This is a genomic window from Mucilaginibacter aquaedulcis (assembly GCF_030409325.1).
GTDB lineage: Bacteria > Bacteroidota > Bacteroidia > Sphingobacteriales > Sphingobacteriaceae > Mucilaginibacter > Mucilaginibacter aquaedulcis.
Window position 1 is genome coordinate 773,404 of sequence record NZ_JAUFPR010000001.1, and the last position, 18,239, is coordinate 791,642.

Consider the following 18,239-nt stretch of genomic DNA (forward strand, 5'->3'; position numbering starts at 1 on the left):
AACCTTTAACTAAACAATTACGTAAAATATGGATAACTAATCTCACGTTACTTTATAATGAACAGAGCATTCCAAACCATTGTTAACTACTTTTATCCTAAAAGGAAGAAAACAGACATTGCTGAATGGTTTACTAAAAAAGAAACTCTTCAGCTGCTTGGCCAAATTAACCAGGTATTGGAACTATCAAACATCAGTATTGGCGATACGGAAGATCAAATGTTATTGATGGATCTATTCAGAGATACTATTAACGAGGGAAACTACAAACCTGTTAAAAAGCGTAACACACGCAAATGGAATTATCAGTCTGTTTTAACCAGCGTGCGTTTGCATAGTACCGCTCGTTTTTTTAATTTCTAACTTCAAGTCGGCCCAAACAAAAGAAGGATCGTCAAAATCCCTCAGCAAATAACTGCCTATTATAATCCTCCAAAGAAGATAACTCCGTATTACGGGCAGCTGCGTGATTCAAAATATAGCTTACCTGATAACCGAACAAGATAAGATTCAGCTGCTTCAGAAATCGGCCTGCAACGCAAAGAGCATCAATAATTATTTACTATGTACATCCACAAAGACATTTGGTAAAGGAACAGAAATCTTCGTTATCCTCCGTTGATCAGAAATTATAAGGGGTGCGGTCACACCCCTTATATTAATTAATATTTATTGTTTGGCGGCCTCTTCTATAACCTTTAATACATCAGCCGGACGCGCAAGCATCATAACATGTGATGATGGTATTTCAATCGTTTTGGCTTTCATCCTTTTTGACATAAAGCGCTCCAGATCGGGGTGTATTGTTTTATCATTTTGTGCCACAACATACCAGCTGGGCTTGTGCTTCCAGGCAGGCTCACCGCTTTTATCTTCAAAAACCGTATGAGTAGCTGATACCTGTGTTGCATAAATCAATGACTGTTTTTTTGCATCCAGATCTTGCGCAAATACTTTCTTCACACCTTCTTCAGAAATAAACACTGAGCCATCGCTTGGTACAAGATATTTGGTAAGTTCAGTTTGAGGAGCATTTGCAGATACATCTAATAAAGATTCACCACTCTCAGGAGCGTAAGCTGCCAGGTAAACTAATCCAACAACCTTAGGGTCGTTTCCGGCTTTAGTAATCACCATGCCACCCCATGAATGGCCTACCAGTATTACCTTGCCCTTAATCATGTCTATAACGTTCTGCACTTTGGCCGCATCGGCATCAATAGATACTACTTCATTTTGTACAGACATTACCTGATATCCTTTAGCCTGCAAGGCTTCAATTTGGCTGGAAAAACACGAGCCGTCTGCCCATATACCATGTACAAAAACTATTGTCGGTTTATCTCCCCCGGTAGTTTGCCCATTGGCGACGGTTGCTGCAAGTAATGTCATAAGGAAAAAGATTTTAAAAGTTTTCATGATGTTTAATTATTTGTGATTATTATTCATAATAGTTCAGCATTTTATTCAGGAGATGCAATTGATTAAATTCTAATTCAAAGGCCATCAATCAAAAAATTTAAAGCTATTATTTAATTCAAATCTCGTTTATGCAGGGCGGGTTTTTAAATCAGTAAACTTATATGAGTTATTAAAAAGCTGATATACGGGCAAAATAACAGGCCAAATGACTATTACCGCAAAACGCATCATGGAGGCCAACGCAATAAAGTGAAGACAAGGAACCGGAAAACTGAATGATGCAACTTTACCTATCTACTTGATTAGCATCAAATTAAATGACAAAAAAAATGGGGCAAAATCAGTTTACCTGACTTGCCCCATTAAGGGTAAATGATGGGGCTCGAACCCACGACCCTCGGTACCACAAACCGATGCTCTAACCAACTGAGCTACATCTACCGTTTGGAGAGTGCAAAAATAGAAATCTTATGGCTATTTGCAAACTCTTTTTAAAATTACATTCATCTTACCTCTTTAATTTAGAACGATTTTAATTTATCTTTATTTTTGTATTTATGGCTGAGCAATTAATTGAACTGAATGTAACAGGAATGCATTGTAATAATTGCGCGTTATCTGTTCATAAACTACTCGAAAAAAGAGGGTTACATAACATACTTGTAGATTTCGCCAGCGAAGAGGTAAAATTTTCAACCGCCGATAGTAGCCAGTTACCCGAAATAAAAAAAGGAATAGAAAGTTTAGGCTTCAAAATTATTGATGATATTTCTTTGCATCAGCCTGCATTTTATGAAAAAATAGAGAACAAATTTTTCTTTTGCGCCCTTTTTACTGCTCCGCTCCTGCTCCACATGGTGCTTCCATGGCATTTTTTACACTTGCCTACGGTACAATTACTACTGTGCCTGCCGGTATTTATAGTAGGTTGCCTGCATTTTGGTAAAAGTGCCTTTAGCTCTATAAAAGCAGGGCTGCCCAATATGGATGTTTTGATATTTATTGGTTCAACATCTGCCTTTGCTTACAGCCTTACCGGTACGCTGCAGCATTTAGGTGCCAATTATCAGTTTTACGAAACCTGTGCCACTATTATAACGCTGGTGCTATTGGGGAATGTCTTTGAAAAACGTTCGGTTCATCAAACTACTTCTGCAGTAAAAGATCTTATCAAATTTCAACAGGTTAATGCCAACCGGGTTGTTAACGGCGGCATTGAGGTGATCAGCGCTAAGGATGTACGTCCGGGCGATACGTTGCTGGTTAACCGGGGCGATAAGATCCCCGTTGATGGCGAGATACTATCGGGCAGCGCCTCCGTTGATGAAGCCATGCTCACCGGCGAAAGCTTACCGGTTGAAAAAGAAAAATACGATAAGGTTATTGGTGGCACCATTTTGCTTAATGGTAACATTCATATGCTGGCCACCAAGGTTGGCTCAAACACCATCCTGTCGCAGATCATTGATCTGATGAAAAAAGCTCAGGCCGCTAAACCTCCTATTCAAAAACTGGGCGACAAAATAGCCTCCATATTTGTACCGGCTGTGCTGGCCATAGCCTTGTTAACTTTTATACTAACTTATTATGTTGGTCATGCAGGCCTGCAGCATGCACTGATGAATGCAATAGCGGTGATGGTCATTTCATGTCCTTGTGCTATGGGTTTAGCCACACCTACCGCGGTTATGGTAGGCCTTGGTCGTGCGGCTAAGAACGGTATCCTGATCAAAGGCGGTGATACCATTGAAGCGGTTGCCTATACCAAATACGTAGTTTTTGATAAAACAGGAACTTTAACCACAGGGAAATTTCACATCAATGAGATAAAGCCCGAAACCGGAGCAGATATAGAACAGATCAGGGGTATCATTTTTGCTATTGAGGAACGTTCAAACCACCCCATTGCCCGCTCGCTGGTAAACGGCCTAAAGAACCTGCCCAGGCAAAAAATTATCTTGAAAGTGGCCCGCGAAGAACGGGGTTTAGGTATGCGTGCCGAGGATGTTGATGGCAACAACTATTTTTTAGGAACGGCCAAACACAATAAAGACGATCATTTTAACCTGTCGCTCTATAAAAATCAGCAATTGCTGGCGCAGATAGCCATCGACGATGAAATAAAACCCGAAACTATAGCCCTGATAGCTCAGCTCAAAAAAATGGGCATCAGGCCAATCCTTTTAAGCGGCGACAAAAAAGACCGCTGTTTAAAGGTAGCCGAGGCTATCGGCATTAAAGATAAAGATGTACATGCCGAAAAGCTGCCCGATGAAAAGCTAAAGGCTATTGATATTTACAAGCAAAAAGGCAAAACCATTATGATTGGCGATGGCATTAATGATGCTCCCGCCCTGGTTAAAGCTGATGTGGGCATCTCCATGAATGATGCCAGCCACGTAGCCATACAATCAGCCAGTGTGGTACTTTTAAATACCGATCTACAATCGGTGATCAAGTTTTTGCAGATCAGCCAGCACACACTGCTCACCATTAAACAAAATCTTTTTTGGGCATTTGCCTATAATCTTATTGCTATCCCGGTGGCTGCCCTCGGTTTTTTAAACCCAATGGTAGGTGCTTTCACTATGGCATTTTCAGACGTGGTGGTTATTGGTAACTCGCTTAGGTTAAAGATCAAGAAATTTTAGCCCCCCACCCTCCTAAAGGGGGAGCTTTTTGATTAGCACTGCGCAGATTTTTTTTATTCTCCCCCTTTAGGGGGCCGGGGGGCTTACTATATTTGCACAATGATCGAAATATTTACAGACGGAGCATCAAGTGGCAATCCCGGTCCGGGTGGTTATGGGGTAATTTTGCGTTCGGGGAAACACTATAAGGAACTTTCTGAAGGCTTTCGCAAAACAACCAATAACCGGATGGAGTTGCTTGCCGTTATCAAAGGGCTTGAGGCGCTAAAAACGCCTAATCAACAGGTCATGATATTTTCCGACTCTAAATATGTGATCGATGCTATCGAAAAGCGCTGGCTAAATGGCTGGCTGCAAAAAGGTTTCGCAGGTAAAAAAAACAAAGACCTCTGGCTGCGTTATCTCGACATAAGCAAACAGCACCAGGTTAAATTTACCTGGGTACGCGGCCACAACGGCCATCCCGAAAATGAACGCTGCGACGAACTGGCCGTAGCCGCCGGCAAACAAAAACCACTACTTATCGATTCGGTGTTTGAGGTAGAGAACGCTAAAATTTAGTATCAAGTACTTAGTATCAGGTATCAAGATTTATTTTGAGGCTGATAATAGTTTGAGTTCTGTTTTGATGCCTGATACTAAAACTTGATACCCGAATTATCACCTCCCCTGCAGCTCAATCACCTCCAGGTTTTGAATTTTATCGACATCAATACTAAAACGCATCAGGGTACGCACCTTATGCCAGCCTTGCTGTCCGGCCGCTCCAGGGTTAAGGTGCAGGCAACCGATGGTTTTATCGGGCATTACTTTTAATATATGCGAATGCCCCGAAATAAATAATTTGGGCGGATTTAAATAGATTTCCTTTTTTACGGCCGGGCTGTATTTGCCCGGATAGCCGCCAATGTGGGTCATCCATACGTCAACGCCTTCACAGTTAAAACGCAAATTTTCGGGGTAAACCATTCTTATGTCTTTACCGTCAATATTGCCGTATACTCCTTTTAATGGTTTAAAGGCGGCCAATTTATCAGCCAGCTCAATGGTGCCAAAATCGCCGGCATGCCAAATCTCGTCGCAATTTTCAAAATGCTTAAAAACAGCGTCGTCAAGGTAACTGTGGGTGTCGGATATCAGGCCAATGCGGGTCATACAGAATCAAAAGGCAAGACTAAAGAAACCATAATCAAGATGCAAACATTGATCAAAAGAATTTTAGACCAATGCCTAATCTAAATGAAGCGTTATTTTAAAACAATCTCTTATTCAATTATTTATATTTATATAACCATTAAAGTTTCAATACTTATATAAACCTTTAGTACCCCTATGAAAAGAATTATCATATGCTGTGACGGCACATGGAATAGTCCCGGCGATGTTGAGCAAGGTACCGTAATTAAAACCAATGTACAAAAGCTATTCGAAGGCGTTTGCAATATTGATCAGAATAACATACTACAGCTTAAATATTATACCGAGGGTGTAGGCACATCAGGCGGTAAACTTCGCCGAGTTATTGATGGCGCTACAGGCTGGGGTTTGGATGATCATATACTTAATGCCTATAAATTTTTAGTTTGGAACTTTATTAAGGGCGATGAAATATACATCTTCGGTTTTAGCAGGGGCGCCTATACCGCCCGGAGCCTTGCCGGACTGATACGCAACTGCGGCATTATCAGAAACGACGACCTGAACCTCATCAACGAAGCCTATGAGCATTACCGCAACAGAACAGACAGGGGCTGGAAACCTAATGGGCAAAAAGCGATGGAGTTTAAGGCTAAATACAGCCAGGAAACCGGCATTAAATTCATAGGCGTTTGGGATACTGTAGGCGCACTCGGCATCCCTTTCTCTTTTTTCAGGCTATACAACAAAAACAGGTACAAATTTCATGACACTAAGCTAAGCACCTATGTTGATTATGCCTATCATGCCGTTGCTATAGACGAAAGACGCGCCAGTTTTAAACCCACCTTGTGGACCCAAAGCAAAAGCGCTCTGCAGAGGCCAACCCCACAAATATTGGAGCAAAGATGGTTCAGCGGTGTGCACTCCAACATTGGCGGAGGTTATCCCGACAGCAGCATCAGCGATATTACCTTTAAATGGATGGCCGAAAAGGCTACGGAAACAGGTCTTGCCTTTGAAGAAAGGTACCTAACCAACAATATAAAACCTAATATTGATGGTAAACTCTATAATTCGTTTGTATTTCCGTTCAATTTGATGCCTCCTGCAAAAAGGATAATCAGTGCCAATCAGATCTATCACCAAACGGTTGATCCCAGCGCGATTGAAATCTGGAAAACCAATGCATCCTACAGGCCACAAAATCTGAAACATGTAATTGAAAAGGGCTTAAAAAATGATGAGGAAATTGCGTAGTAGCTCTTGATATTGCTGAGTGTAAACTTTGGGTCCATCATATATCACCAGGGTTTCTTCCGTAATCAATGAAGCATCTAAAACAAATACCAGTATTTCCCGGTGTGGTTCATCGTGATCAAAAGAACGGATCTTTATTATTTTTTGCACATAAAGTCCAAACGATAAAGCCAGCGATTTAACCAGCATTGCGGTATCAACCGGTAATATTAACCAACAGGCTCCATTTGGAGTTAAATGCTTTGAAACTTTATTCATCATTCCTTTAAAAAATCCATCCCCCGCATGTTTAGCCAAATTTTTCTGCGAACCCGGCGATAACAATGAATTGATATAAAAAGGCGGATTGGAAACAATCACATCATAGCTTTTCTCCGGATGGGTTGCAAAAAATTCCTCAAATCCGGAAGCATGCAAGGTTAAACGCTCATAAAAAGGTGAATTTTCAAAATTGCCTTCGGCAGTTGCCGCTGCACCTTCGTCGATCTCCACAGCATCAATTTGAGCCATTGGAAAGCGCTGGGCCAGCATCAGGGTAATTACGCCTGTACCGGTACCAATATCTAAAACAGATTGGGGCTGGTTAAAGTCAGCCAGTGCACCAAGCAATACCCCATCGGTATTGATCTTCATGGCGCAGCCCGTTTGGTCAACACTGAATTGTTTAAAGCGAAACAGATTCGCCATGATTACTTTTCGTAAAGCTCCAGTGGCAGGCCGTCGGGGTCGGTAAAGAAGGTGAAGCGTTTGCCGGTGAACTCATCTATGCGGATTGGCTCGGTTTCTACACCAAAGTTAGTCAGGTGCGATACGGCTTCATCGAGTGCATCAACCTCAAAGGCCAAATGGCGCAGACCTACCGCTTCGGGGCGTGAAGGACGGGCGGGAGGTTCAGGAAATGAAAAAAGCTCGATCTGGTAGAGGTTTCCCACTTCCAGATCAAGCTTGTATGATTGTCGTTCTTCGCGATAAACTTCACGAACTATATTTAAACCCAGTATCTCACTATAAAAATGTTTCGACTTTTGGTAGTCGGCACAAATAATGGCTATATGATGTACCCGGTTTAGTTTTAGCATTATTCGCCTAAAATAGTATGTAATACATTGCTGTGAACCATTTTCAGGTCGGTAACATGACCAAATGCTTCTTCATCTACATTCAGGAAGCCGTTATTTACGGTACCCAGCAGACTGAACTCAGTAGCACTGGTAGCCATAAACTCAACAAAGCGTTCCTGCTCTTCAGGAGCTACAGTTACCACTACCCTACCTTGTGCCTCGCCAAAAAGGAAGGCATCCTTGCGGATAGTATCATCAGTTTCAATATCAAAACCCAATCCGTTTGGCATAGCTGCTTCTAAAAGGGTCATGTACAAACCACCATCGGCCACATCATGAGCCGATTCAATAACACGGTGTTTGATCAATCCTTTAACGGTTTGCTGCATATCATATTCCTTATCAATATCAAAATAAGGAGCTGGTGCTTTCAAAACTTTGTGCCATGAAGCCAGGTATTGTGATGACGCAATATCATTTACAGATTCGCCTATTAAATAGATCAGATCGCCGGGCTGTTTAAAGTTGGCGGTCATGATGTTATCTACATTATCCATAACACCCAGCATACCAATAGTTGGCGTAGGGAATACAGAACCACCATCGGCCGACTGATTGTAGAAACTTACGTTACCACCGGTAACCGGGGTTTCAAACTTACGGCAGGCATCGCCCATACCTTTAATGGCGCTCACAAACTGCCAGTAAACCTCAGGAATGTAAGGGTTACCAAAGTTTAAGCAATTGGTAATAGCTACAGGTTCGCCACCGGCACAAGTAATGTTGCGTGCGGCTTCGGCCACAGCAATGGCAGTACCTTTGTATGGGTCGGCATATACATAACGCGAGTTACAATCTGTAGTTAATACGATGGCCTTGTCGGTATCTTTAACGGCAACAACGGCAGCATCACAAGCCAGGTTAGCGGTCATGGTTTGTACACCTACCATGCTATCATACTGGTCTGTTACCCAACGTTTTGAAGCCAAGTTAGGGTGGGCTGCCAAATGCTCGGCAACTTCAACCAGATTTGCAGGTTCCTGTATATCGTCTATATTAAATTTCTGATTTTCGGCAAAGTAAGCAGGCTCGCGGTATTCGCGTTGGTAAACCGGTGCGCCTCCACCTAAAACTAAATCGTCGGCTGGTACATCAGCTACTTTTTCGCCGTTCATGTAGTACTCTAAACGCTGGGTGTCGGTTACTTCACCAATAATGGCGCAGTTCAGATCCCATTTATCAAAAACAGCCTCTACTTCTTTTTCACGGCCCTTATGTACCACAATAAGCATACGCTCCTGTGATTCGGACAGTAAAATTTCGTAAGGTTTCATATGATCCTGGCGGGTAGGTACTTTATCCAGATCAATACGCATACCGTGCTCGCCTTTAGCGCTCATTTCTGAGTTTGAGCAGATGATACCGGCTGCGCCCATATCCTGCATACCTACTACGGCACCGGTTTTAATAACTTCAAGTGTAGCTTCTAACAACAGTTTTTCCTGGAACGGGTCACCCACCTGAACGGCCGGTAAATCGTTAACAGAATCGGCAGTGATATCTTTTGATGCGAAAGCCGCGCCATGGATACCATCTTTTCCGGTTGCAGAACCTACTATATATACCGGGTTACCCACGCCGTATGATGTTGCAGAAACGGTTTCGCCCGCTTTTACAATACCTGCCGACATGGCGTTAACCAATGGATTTACATTATAGCAATCATCAAAAAACAATTCGCCGCCAACGGTTGGGATACCAAAGGCGTTACCATAATGGCTGATACCTTTTACTACACCTTTAACCAACCATTTGGTTTTATCAAGGGTAAGGTCGCCAAAACGCAGCGAGTTTAGCTGCGCGATGGGTCTTGCGCCCATTGTAAATATATCGCGGTTGATACCGCCTACACCTGTAGCCGCACCCTGATATGGTTCCAATGCCGAAGGGTGATTGTGCGATTCGATCTTGAAAGCGCAGCCAATGCCATCACCAAGGTCAACAAGGCCGGCGTTTTCTTCACCTGCCTTAGCCAGCATACGCGGGCTATCCTTAGGTAAAGTTTTTAGCCAGGTGATAGAGTTTTTATACGAGCAGTGCTCGCTCCACATTACTGCGAAAATAGAAAGTTCGGTAAAATTGGGTACTCGCCCTAATATCTCTTTAATACGTTCAAATTCTTCGGGTAGTAAGCCTAAATCTTTGGCGGTTTCAACGGTGGTTAATTCCTGGTGCTCCAATGTAATATGTTTTATTTGAAAGGATGCGCAAAATTAGAAAAAAAGGGCGAAAGCTGAAAGCTTCTTTTGGATTAGTGACATAGGTGTGGGAATGGGGTGTGGTAGCGCGGTGCGGGGAACGATGTGCAGGATAAGATTAAGCTGTCCGAAGCCTCCGACTTCAGACTACCGGCATTTTTTGATGTAGTTGCAAATTACGGGCATAGTGATTCGAAGTCGGAAACATCAAACAGCAGGGGACTGCCTTTTTAGCACTTTCTATTTACAAAAACACTTGCGCAAGCAAATACTTGCATTTATATTTGCAAGCAAGTACTTGCAGATCATGAAAACCAGACGAGACGTTTACCAGGCCATTGCCGATCCTACCCGCAGAGCGATAATTAACATGATTGCTACCGAGCCGCATAATGTCAACACCATTGCCGCCAACTTTGACGTTACACGCCAGGCCATTTCCTTGCACATACAAATACTGGTTGATTGTGGCCTTATTAATGTGAAACAACAGGGCCGCGACAGGCTTTGCGAAGCCCGGCTTGATCAGCTGAGTGAGGTATCTACCTGGGTTGATCAGTACCGTCAGCATTGGGAAAGCAAATTAGATAATCTGGAAAAATATGTAGAACAATTAAAAAACGAAAGACATGGAAAGCACAAAAAGTAACACATCCGACCGCGAATTACGTTTAACACGAATAATTGATGCCCCAGTTGAATTGCTTTGGGAGGTATGGACACAACCCGAGCACATTGCCCAATGGTGGGGCCCAAATGATTTCACCACCACTATTAATAAAATGGATGTACAACCCGGTGGTGAATGGAATCTGGTATTGCATGGCCCCGATGGAACTGACTATAAAAACAAAAGCATTTTTAAAGAGATAGTTCCGTTCAAAAAATTAGTGTATGATCACATGAGCAGCCCCAAGTTTGTTGCTACAATTGAGTTTGAAGCACATGGCGAACAAACCCACCTTAGCTGGCACATGCTTTTTGAAACACCTGAGCAATTTATACAGGTTGTAAAAACATTTAAAGCCGATGAAGGATTAAAACAGAATCTGGATAAGCTTAATCGATATATAAAGGGCTTAAATAAAAGGTAGTTTTTAACAGCTTGTCATTTACTTTGAGCCAGGGCAGACATGAGCGTTGAGCGGAAGAGAAGCTATCTTTTGAACGTAGCGAAAAATCTTACAAAATATATAAAGCGAACTTACATGGCGTATAAGATTTCTCCTCGTTCCTCGTCGAAATGACACTTTTTATTTATATCTATAATATAAACAAAAACGGGCAGGTGAAATATCGCCTGCCCGAACGGTCTGTTTTCAAACCCCTGCTACCCCCTTATCGCCGCAGAGACCGTTGCCCGACCGTATATTTTTAACAACCCTTATTGCTCGCTTAGTTGGAAATTAATAGGGATAGTATATTTAACGCGTACAGCCTGCCCATTCTGCACCCCTGGCTTCCAGGCTTTGGCCAGTTTTAAAACACGGGATGCTTCTTCATCAAAACCGTACCCGGCGCCGCGTTCAACTTTTATATTTGATAAAGAGCCATCTTTTTCAATAACAAAACTCATAAATACTTTACCAGAAACCCCATTTTCCTGAGCCACACCCGGAAAGTGAAGATTTTTTTGCAAAAACTTAGCCCAGGCAGCCGACCCACCCACCGGCTCGGGCATAACTTCAAGCACATCTCCGGTAGTATAAATAGTTTCATCCGCGGGAGCCGCCCCACCTCCACCCTGAGTTTTTCCCTGATCCATTTGATTATCTATGCCTTTATCCGGCCCATCAACATTTGCTGAACCGATAGGTCCTTTTATTTCACTAATTACAGGAGGATCCACAGTTGGCTGATCATCCGACACCACCCGGGTAGGTATGGCTGTAGTTTTTACCTGAACCGCCGGCGCAGGAGGATCAACAGACTTAGGAGGATCGGCTTTTTTAGGTTTAGCCTCCACAGGTGGTTTTACTATAGTTGGAAGCTCAACCGGGATAAATTTATACTCAGGCTTAGGTTTTACCCTGAATACAAAACTCGCTATTACCAAAACAACCACTGCTATAAAACTTAAGCCCATAGCCTTCACCATAGTTTGGCCATAACTCTTTCTCAATTCATAAGCACCATATGCTTTGTTACGATGGTCAAATACAAGGTCGAGCCACTCGGCTTTGTACAAATCAAATTTGGAGATATTCATATATTTCAGAATTTAATTTCTTATAAAACGAATATACATATATAATATTTTACAAAACAAAAATTATTTCAAATATTTTTCGCCAAAATCACTCAAATTAAAAATTATATTCTTTTTTAATTTCAACTTAAAAATTTCACAAAAACGAACAATTTTTATTAGTTTATCTTTACAAAACCTATTTAAAATGAGTTTTATGTATATTTTTATTACACAAATCATTAAAAACTTAAAAAATTCATAAAAAAAGTGGATTTATTTTAATTTTTTACTACTTTTAGATATGGTTAACAGGCTTTATCAATTTACTGCCTTATTTTTTTTACTTTTTACGGGCTTTTCAGCATCCGGAAAGGAAGAAATACACAATAACCATTACTCAAAAGGTAAAAATACTTCGTTTAGCACCGCAAACCCAAATCATCATCCGTTTAATTATGATTTCAGCATTAACAATGTGCCTTTGCAGGTTATCAATGTTCAGCAACACCGGGTTTCGCATTCTTTACAGGGCCTTTACCACTCCCCCATTTTTTTATCCATAGCAATTAAATACGTGACCTTTATTTGTGGCTCAGGCTCAAGTGAACTGTCGCGTTTTCGCAAACTCATCCTTTTTCCATTTCATGCTTTTTGGTAGTAGAAAACAATATCAAACCGGATGCTCTGATTAAGCAACCGGATCATATTGTTTTTTAAAATTTAGTTTAACTATCCGGCATTTTGATTGGGTGCCGTATACGCTATTAACTTATTTAATACTGCCCGGCATTTTGATTGGGTACCGGGCAGTATTACAACTTATCAAATTCCCTTAAACCCTAAACATGAAAAAATTCATACCCTTTGGCGTACTTATAATTGTAATTATACTTGCCCTTGTTTACCCTTCTGTTACCCTAACTACTGTTAAAGACAGTAAAATTGATAGCGGCGACACTGCATGGTTATTAGTAAGTACCGCCCTTGTACTCATAATGACCCCGGGCCTGGCCTTTTTTTACGGCGGTATGGTTAGTAAGAAAAACGTACTGTCAACCATGCTGCAGAGCTTTGTATGTATGGGTGTTATAACTGTAATATGGGTTATTTTCGGATTCAGCCTTGCCTTTGGTGATAGCATAGGAGGTTTCATAGGCGATCCACGCACTTTCTTTATGATGAAAGGCACTTTAGGCAACGCTACATGGAAACTTGCACCAACCATTCCATTGGTATTATTTGCCATGTTCCAGCTCAAGTTTGCCGTAATTACTCCGGCGCTTATCACCGGCGCCTTTGCCGAGCGTATCCGCTTTAACTCATACGTGATATTCCTGGTGTTATTTATGATATTTATATACGCCCCGCTGGCACACTCAACCTGGCACCCTGACGGCTTCCTTTTTGGTAAAGGCGTACTTGACTTTGCAGGTGGTACCGTTGTACACATGTCTGCAGGCTGGGCTGCTCTTGCTTCGGCACTATATTTAAAACAACGTAACGATAAAGCCCACGCTCCTGCACGTATCAGCTATGTATTATTGGGTACTGGCTTGTTATGGTTTGGCTGGTTTGGATTCAACGCAGGTTCTGCCTTAGGTTCAGGCACGTTGGCCGCAACTGCTTTGGCTACCACAACAACCGCATCAGCAGCTGCTGCAATGGCATGGATGTTTTTTGATATACTGCAAGGTAAAAAACCAGGTGTTATGGGCGCTTGTATAGGCGCTGTTGTTGGCCTTGTGGCTATTACACCTGCAGCCGGCTTTGTAACCGTTCCTCACTCATTAATAATTGGTATTGTTGCCGCTATAGTTAGTAACCTGGTAGTGATCTGGAGAACATCAACCAGCATTGATGACACACTTGACGTATTCCCTTGCCATGGTGTAGGCGGTATGGTAGGCATGCTATTAACCGGTGTATTTGCCCACCAAAACGTAAACGCGGGTAATACCACAGGCAACGGATTATACTATGGCGAAACACACTTATTTGTATTACACCTGATAACTTTAATAGGCGTATCTGCCTTTGCCTTTTTCGGCTCATTATTATTGTTAAAGATCACCGACATGATCAGCACACTTCGCGTAACTCCTGAAGAAGAACTTGCAGGCCTTGACTTAAGTCAGCACGACGAAGGATTATAAAAAACTATTACATATTACATCAAACCAAACAACTGAAAAAACTAAAGCTGCATTTACCGAAAATGCAGCTTTTTTATTATTATTCCTGACGTTGATTTCTTTTAATCTTGACCGTTGATTCTTTATGATTTCTATGATGGCGTTGATTTTTGACCGTTGATTTCTTTTGATTTCTGTGATGGCGCTGATTTTTTTTGTCTGAGCCAAAACTTTTTTGAGGCTAAAGTATTAACACGATTTTTCTATTGCAATTATTAGAACGTCCAAACTGAAGTAAAAATCCTTAAATCCGATAAATCTGCTTAATCGTGGTTCAGACAAAATTCGCGATTACTTCGGTAATTCTACTCATTACTCACCAGTCCTTAGTCGATATCTTTTTGACCTTTTTCACTTCCTGAGGCAGGGCCGAAGTTTTAAGCATATATGCTTTTAGTGTACCTCCTATTTGCTTACTATTAAGCAGTATCTTATCTAAATATACTGCGAAATCATCTTTATCTATTTTCCCCTGCGCATGCTCCATCGGTATGGTTACCCCGGGAACCGGTTCATAAACATTATACCGGTTACGCTGATATGGAGTATATACAAAGTCTGTAAACCAATAACGATATTTAGAATCCTTAACCTCTATACGCAGAGAAAAGCTTATGGCACCATCTTCATGGGTTGTTATAAATGCCTTTTTTGAAACCAGGAAACTTCCTTTACCGGTTATCACACCCTCAGTCTTATCGGCGGTAACTACTGTCAGTTTACTTTTAGGATAGGCTGTTTTTATAAAGTATAATCCGCGGTTATATAAGCTATCAGCCGATAAACCCGGCTTGCTCACCGTTTGATAATAGATGTATTTATCATGTTCATCAAACGCTAAAGAATCCTTTTGCGCGCAGGCTGTTTTAACAAACAGCAAACAAACAAAAGCCACAAGTATATTTTTCATCATCATATTTTTATTTCAATTCAAGATCCTCATCATCTCCCCACCATAGGCCATCCCGCAATAAATATAAAGATAAAAGCCGCTCCGGTTAGCACCGGGCGGCTTTTAAAAAGGAATATTTTCTTACTTTTTAGAAAGCATAAACAGCAGCTATTAAAAATTGCTGAGCATGTTTGGTTGGGTCGCCCATGCTTTTGGTAAATGCCTCTGCCGAGTTGTTATCTAATCTGATCTCAGGGATCAGTGTTAACGGACCTGCCTTAATATTAGATGTCAGGGTTATAGCAGTTACGTGATCGCCTGGAGCTGGGCCAGCCAATGAAAAATCGCCGGTTTTGGTTTTAAAGTACTCACCCCTTAAACCAAAGGTCACAGATTTTGATACAGCTATTTGCGGATACAATGCTACACCAGTAAAACCACCTTTAACACCGTTGGTTGCTTTATAATCAGCAGCGTTTAAGCCTAATTTAAAGGCATCAGTGATTTGATAAGCGGTGGTCAGGTCAAATTCAGTACCTGCGGTGCCCCCGGTAATTACATTCAGGTAAGCTGTCCAGCCTTTTACAGGGGCAATCATTAATTGCGCCCCAAAGTTATTTAAACCGGTATTGGCTTTGTAAGCATTCCATTGATCGTTAAAGATACCTGCCATCAGGCTTACCTTATCAGAGAATGAATAAGTTGCCTTGAAACCAGCATTCTGGAACGGGCCATTGGTGAACATATACGAGGTTGAGTAGTTAAAGTTACCTGTAGGGCTTATAACCTCATAACCTATAAATGTAGCCATATAACCACCTGTAAGCACAAACTTATCGGTTACATCATATGACATATATAAATTCTGGATATGGAAGGAATCGCCATTGTCGCCCGCGTTAGGGAGCGATTGACCCTGACCTCTTGGGCCAAAGGAAAGCTCACCCACAAAGGCGGCTTTGCCTACTTTTTTCTTCAAGCCGAGGTCAACCATACCTATCGACATAGAGTTATGATCTGTAGCGAAGCTGGTTGGTATATTGCTGTGTTTAGCAAAATCGTATTTATAGTAAGCATCAACAGATCCGGTTATGGTTAATGGAGGATCAGCTGCGGCGGTTTTAGTAGTATCCTGGGCTTTAACCGTAAAAGCTGCACTTGCAAGTAAACATAAGAGTAAAGCTGTTTTTTTCATGATAACGATTTAATTGTGGAAAATTTAGTTTGTTAATTGTTTTGATTGATAAAATATTGATATTCAGAAATTTACCTTAAATCGGGATCCTTTATTGTCGGCATAAAAAATCCCTGTGCAGTTGGCCATGCCATTGCAAAAAAGCCACACACCAACCACACAAGGTATTACAGACCTTTTGTTTCAAGGTCTTTCGATAGTATCTATCCTTCTGTTAAACTTCAGAGGTTGTCTTAACACCTTTATCAAAAAGGCCGCTTAAGCTAATCTCTTCGTCCTGAACAGGGTAAACCTCAATGCCATGATCAAACACATCAATACCACCCATACCGGCTTCGCCGTGTTCTTCGATACGAAGTTTCCATGGATGACCTAACTTGTTGATCACAAACATCATTACAAAGCTTACCACAAATACAGATGCTGTAATAGTAAAGCTGCCTATGAATTGAGCCTTAAGCACTTCAAAACCACCACCGTAAAATAAGCCGGTAACCGGAGCAGAGTTATCAGCACCAGTTGGGCCTGTAGCACCAAACTGACCTGAAGCAAATAAGCCTAATGATAAAGTACCCCAGATACCGTTTAAGCCGTGTACAGAAACTGCACCAACCGGATCGTCTATACGGAACCACTCAACAGCATACACACCGGCAAAAATGATAAAGCCTGCAATACCGCCAAGCAATATTGAACCCAGCGGGCTTACCCAGTAACAAGGGCAGGTAATAGCAACCAAACCGGCAAGGAAACCATTTATAGTAAAGGCCAAATCAAACTTACCTTTAGTTGTGCCCCACCAAAGCGCGGCAAGCATAGCGGTAAAACCACCGGCGCAGGCAGCAAGTGTAGTATTAGCGGCAACACGGCCTATACCTTGCATATCCATTGCTGATAAGGTTGAACCAGGGTTAAAGCCGTACCAGCCAAACCATAATATAAAACCACCAACAGCGGCGATCAATAAGTTATGACCTGGAGGTAATCCGCCTTTTTCTTTATCATCACGGGCAAATATGCGACCCAACCGTGGGCCTAACACCATTGCACCTGCCAGTGAAGCTACACCACCAATGGTATGCACCACGGTTGAACCAGCAAAATCACGGAAAGGTTGTGAGCTTAAATGAGCGAAAATTCCTGAAGTGCCCATAGTTGCCAGGAAACCATCAGGTCCCCAGGCCCAGTGACCTATAATAGGATAAATAAAACCAGTAATACCTATACTGTATAAAATATCGCCACGGAAACTGGTACGACCGATCATTGCACCAGAAACAATGGTTGAGCAGGTATCAGCAAATGCATACTGAAATATCCAGTGTGCCAAAAGCGGAATACCTGTAGCGCCGTATGTAGCAGGAGTATTTTGTAAAAAGAACCAGTTGGTGATAGTTTTACCATCGGCTCCAAGTCCGCCCCAGCCAATAAAGCCATTGCCATTACCAAACATAAATGCATAGCCTATAGCATAAAACAACAACCCGCAAAGGCATGTATCAAAAATACATTCCATTAAAACGTTAACCGTTTCTCTTTTACGGGCAAAGCCAGCTTCAAGCATAACAAAACCCGCCTGCATGCCAAATACCAAAAAGGCAGCTACCAGTGTCCATACTGTGTTTACAGTATTGATCAGGGCTGTTTCATGAGCGGTGTACGTTTCGGCAGCATGGGCCGAAGTTCCCAGAATACCCGGCAAACTCACCATAGCCACAAACACCAGCAATAAACCAATCATCTTTCCTGTTAAAATGGTAGCTCCCAGCGCCCATTTTTCACGTGGCAGTTGTCGGACTGCACTCAGGAGGTTGTGTTTTGTTGAACTTACTTTCATTTGTTTTTTAATTTAGTTTGATTGTTTTTTAAAGTTTAATTTAGTTTGATTGTATAATAATTAAGTCTGATTGCAATTTAAAAACCGATATTTTCCCCACCAATCTCCAAAAACACCCGGTTTATATTTACTATTCTAACCAA

General features: G+C 41.8%; 16 protein-coding genes and 1 tRNA gene. 7 read left to right on the forward strand and 10 right to left on the reverse strand.

The annotated features are described in order from the left end of the window. The first annotated feature begins 57 nt into the window (after positions 1-57). Positions 58-363 (forward strand): hypothetical protein, encoded by a 306-nt coding sequence (locus QWZ01_RS03195; protein ID WP_290321782.1) that lies wholly within the window; start codon positions 58-60, stop codon positions 361-363. A gap of 306 nt (positions 364-669) precedes the next feature. Here the strand turns inward: QWZ01_RS03195 and QWZ01_RS03200 are convergent, their stop codons facing one another. Together QWZ01_RS03200 and QWZ01_RS03205 are read right to left on the reverse strand one after the other, a co-directional pair. Next, positions 670-1,419: an alpha/beta hydrolase gene (locus QWZ01_RS03200; protein ID WP_290321783.1), complete on the reverse strand. Its 750-nt coding sequence runs from the start codon at positions 1,417-1,419 to the stop codon at positions 670-672. A 370-nt stretch (positions 1,420-1,789) separates the two neighbouring features. Beyond that, positions 1,790-1,863, reverse strand: a tRNA-His gene (locus QWZ01_RS03205). A 116-nt stretch (positions 1,864-1,979) separates the two neighbouring features. On the opposite strand from QWZ01_RS03205, the gene QWZ01_RS03210 reads away from it, so the two are divergent. Both QWZ01_RS03210 and rnhA read left to right on the forward strand, forming a co-directional pair. Further along, a complete protein-coding gene (locus QWZ01_RS03210; protein ID WP_290321784.1) occupies positions 1,980-4,073 on the forward strand; it encodes a heavy metal translocating P-type ATPase in 2,094 nt (697 codons plus the stop codon). Positions 4,074-4,172: 99 nt separating this feature from the next. Next, positions 4,173-4,634 carry a ribonuclease HI gene (gene rnhA / locus QWZ01_RS03215; protein WP_290321785.1) on the forward strand — a complete coding sequence of 154 codons (462 nt, stop codon included), beginning with the start codon at positions 4,173-4,175 and terminating at the stop codon, positions 4,632-4,634. Between the two features lie 99 nt (positions 4,635-4,733). Here rnhA and QWZ01_RS03220 read toward each other — a convergent pair whose 3' ends face one another. After that, a complete protein-coding gene (locus QWZ01_RS03220; protein WP_290321786.1) occupies positions 4,734-5,228 on the reverse strand; it encodes a metallophosphoesterase family protein in 495 nt (164 codons plus the stop codon). Between the two features lie 177 nt (positions 5,229-5,405). On the opposite strand from QWZ01_RS03220, the gene QWZ01_RS03225 reads away from it, so the two are divergent. Next, positions 5,406-6,470, forward strand: coding sequence for a T6SS phospholipase effector Tle1-like catalytic domain-containing protein (locus tag QWZ01_RS03225; protein WP_290321787.1), 1,065 nt, complete (start codon positions 5,406-5,408; stop codon positions 6,468-6,470). On the opposite strand, the gene QWZ01_RS03230 is transcribed toward QWZ01_RS03225, so the two are convergent. The 3 genes from QWZ01_RS03230 to purL are packed head-to-tail and all read right to left on the reverse strand — an operon-like array spanning position 6,444 to position 9,771. After that, a complete protein-coding gene (locus QWZ01_RS03230) occupies positions 6,444-7,157 on the reverse strand; it encodes a tRNA1(Val) (adenine(37)-N6)-methyltransferase (RefSeq protein WP_290321788.1) in 714 nt (237 codons plus the stop codon). The two genes, QWZ01_RS03225 and QWZ01_RS03230, sit on opposite strands and share 27 nt — an antisense overlap. Before the next feature lie 2 nt (positions 7,158-7,159). Beyond that, entirely contained in the window at positions 7,160-7,549 is a 390-nt protein-coding gene (gloA2, locus tag QWZ01_RS03235) for an SMU1112c/YaeR family gloxylase I-like metalloprotein (RefSeq protein WP_290321790.1), read from the reverse strand. Further along, positions 7,549-9,771, reverse strand: coding sequence for a phosphoribosylformylglycinamidine synthase subunit PurL (gene purL, locus QWZ01_RS03240; protein ID WP_290321791.1), 2,223 nt, complete (start codon positions 9,769-9,771; stop codon positions 7,549-7,551). The genes gloA2 and purL overlap by 1 nt, the downstream gene beginning before the upstream one ends. A 325-nt stretch (positions 9,772-10,096) precedes the next feature. Between purL and QWZ01_RS03245 the strand changes: the two genes are divergently transcribed. Then, positions 10,097-10,438, forward strand: a complete 342-nt coding sequence (locus tag QWZ01_RS03245; protein WP_290321792.1) for an ArsR/SmtB family transcription factor — start codon at positions 10,097-10,099, stop codon at positions 10,436-10,438. Next, positions 10,419-10,883: an SRPBCC family protein gene (locus QWZ01_RS03250; RefSeq protein ID WP_290321793.1), complete on the forward strand. Its 465-nt coding sequence runs from the start codon at positions 10,419-10,421 to the stop codon at positions 10,881-10,883. Before QWZ01_RS03245 ends, QWZ01_RS03250 begins: the two co-directional genes overlap by 20 nt. A gap of 290 nt (positions 10,884-11,173) precedes the next feature. Here the strand turns inward: QWZ01_RS03250 and QWZ01_RS03255 are convergent, their stop codons facing one another. Beyond that, positions 11,174-11,998, reverse strand: coding sequence for an energy transducer TonB (locus QWZ01_RS03255; RefSeq protein ID WP_290321794.1), 825 nt, complete (start codon positions 11,996-11,998; stop codon positions 11,174-11,176). Between the two features lie 827 nt (positions 11,999-12,825). Between QWZ01_RS03255 and QWZ01_RS03260 the strand changes: the two genes are divergently transcribed. Further along, positions 12,826-14,133 (forward strand): ammonium transporter, encoded by a 1,308-nt coding sequence (locus QWZ01_RS03260; RefSeq protein WP_290321795.1) that lies wholly within the window; start codon positions 12,826-12,828, stop codon positions 14,131-14,133. 355 nt (positions 14,134-14,488) lie between these two features. On the opposite strand, the gene QWZ01_RS03265 is transcribed toward QWZ01_RS03260, so the two are convergent. The 3 genes from QWZ01_RS03265 to QWZ01_RS03275 form a co-directional block, all read right to left on the reverse strand. Then, positions 14,489-15,088 (reverse strand): DUF4468 domain-containing protein, encoded by a 600-nt coding sequence (locus QWZ01_RS03265; RefSeq protein WP_290321796.1) that lies wholly within the window; start codon positions 15,086-15,088, stop codon positions 14,489-14,491. A gap of 124 nt (positions 15,089-15,212) precedes the next feature. Beyond that, positions 15,213-16,259 (reverse strand): outer membrane beta-barrel protein, encoded by a 1,047-nt coding sequence (locus QWZ01_RS03270; RefSeq protein WP_290321797.1) that lies wholly within the window; start codon positions 16,257-16,259, stop codon positions 15,213-15,215. Between the two features lie 214 nt (positions 16,260-16,473). After that, positions 16,474-18,096: an ammonium transporter gene (locus QWZ01_RS03275; protein WP_290321798.1), complete on the reverse strand. Its 1,623-nt coding sequence runs from the start codon at positions 18,094-18,096 to the stop codon at positions 16,474-16,476. Between the last annotated feature and the right edge of the window lie 143 nt (positions 18,097-18,239).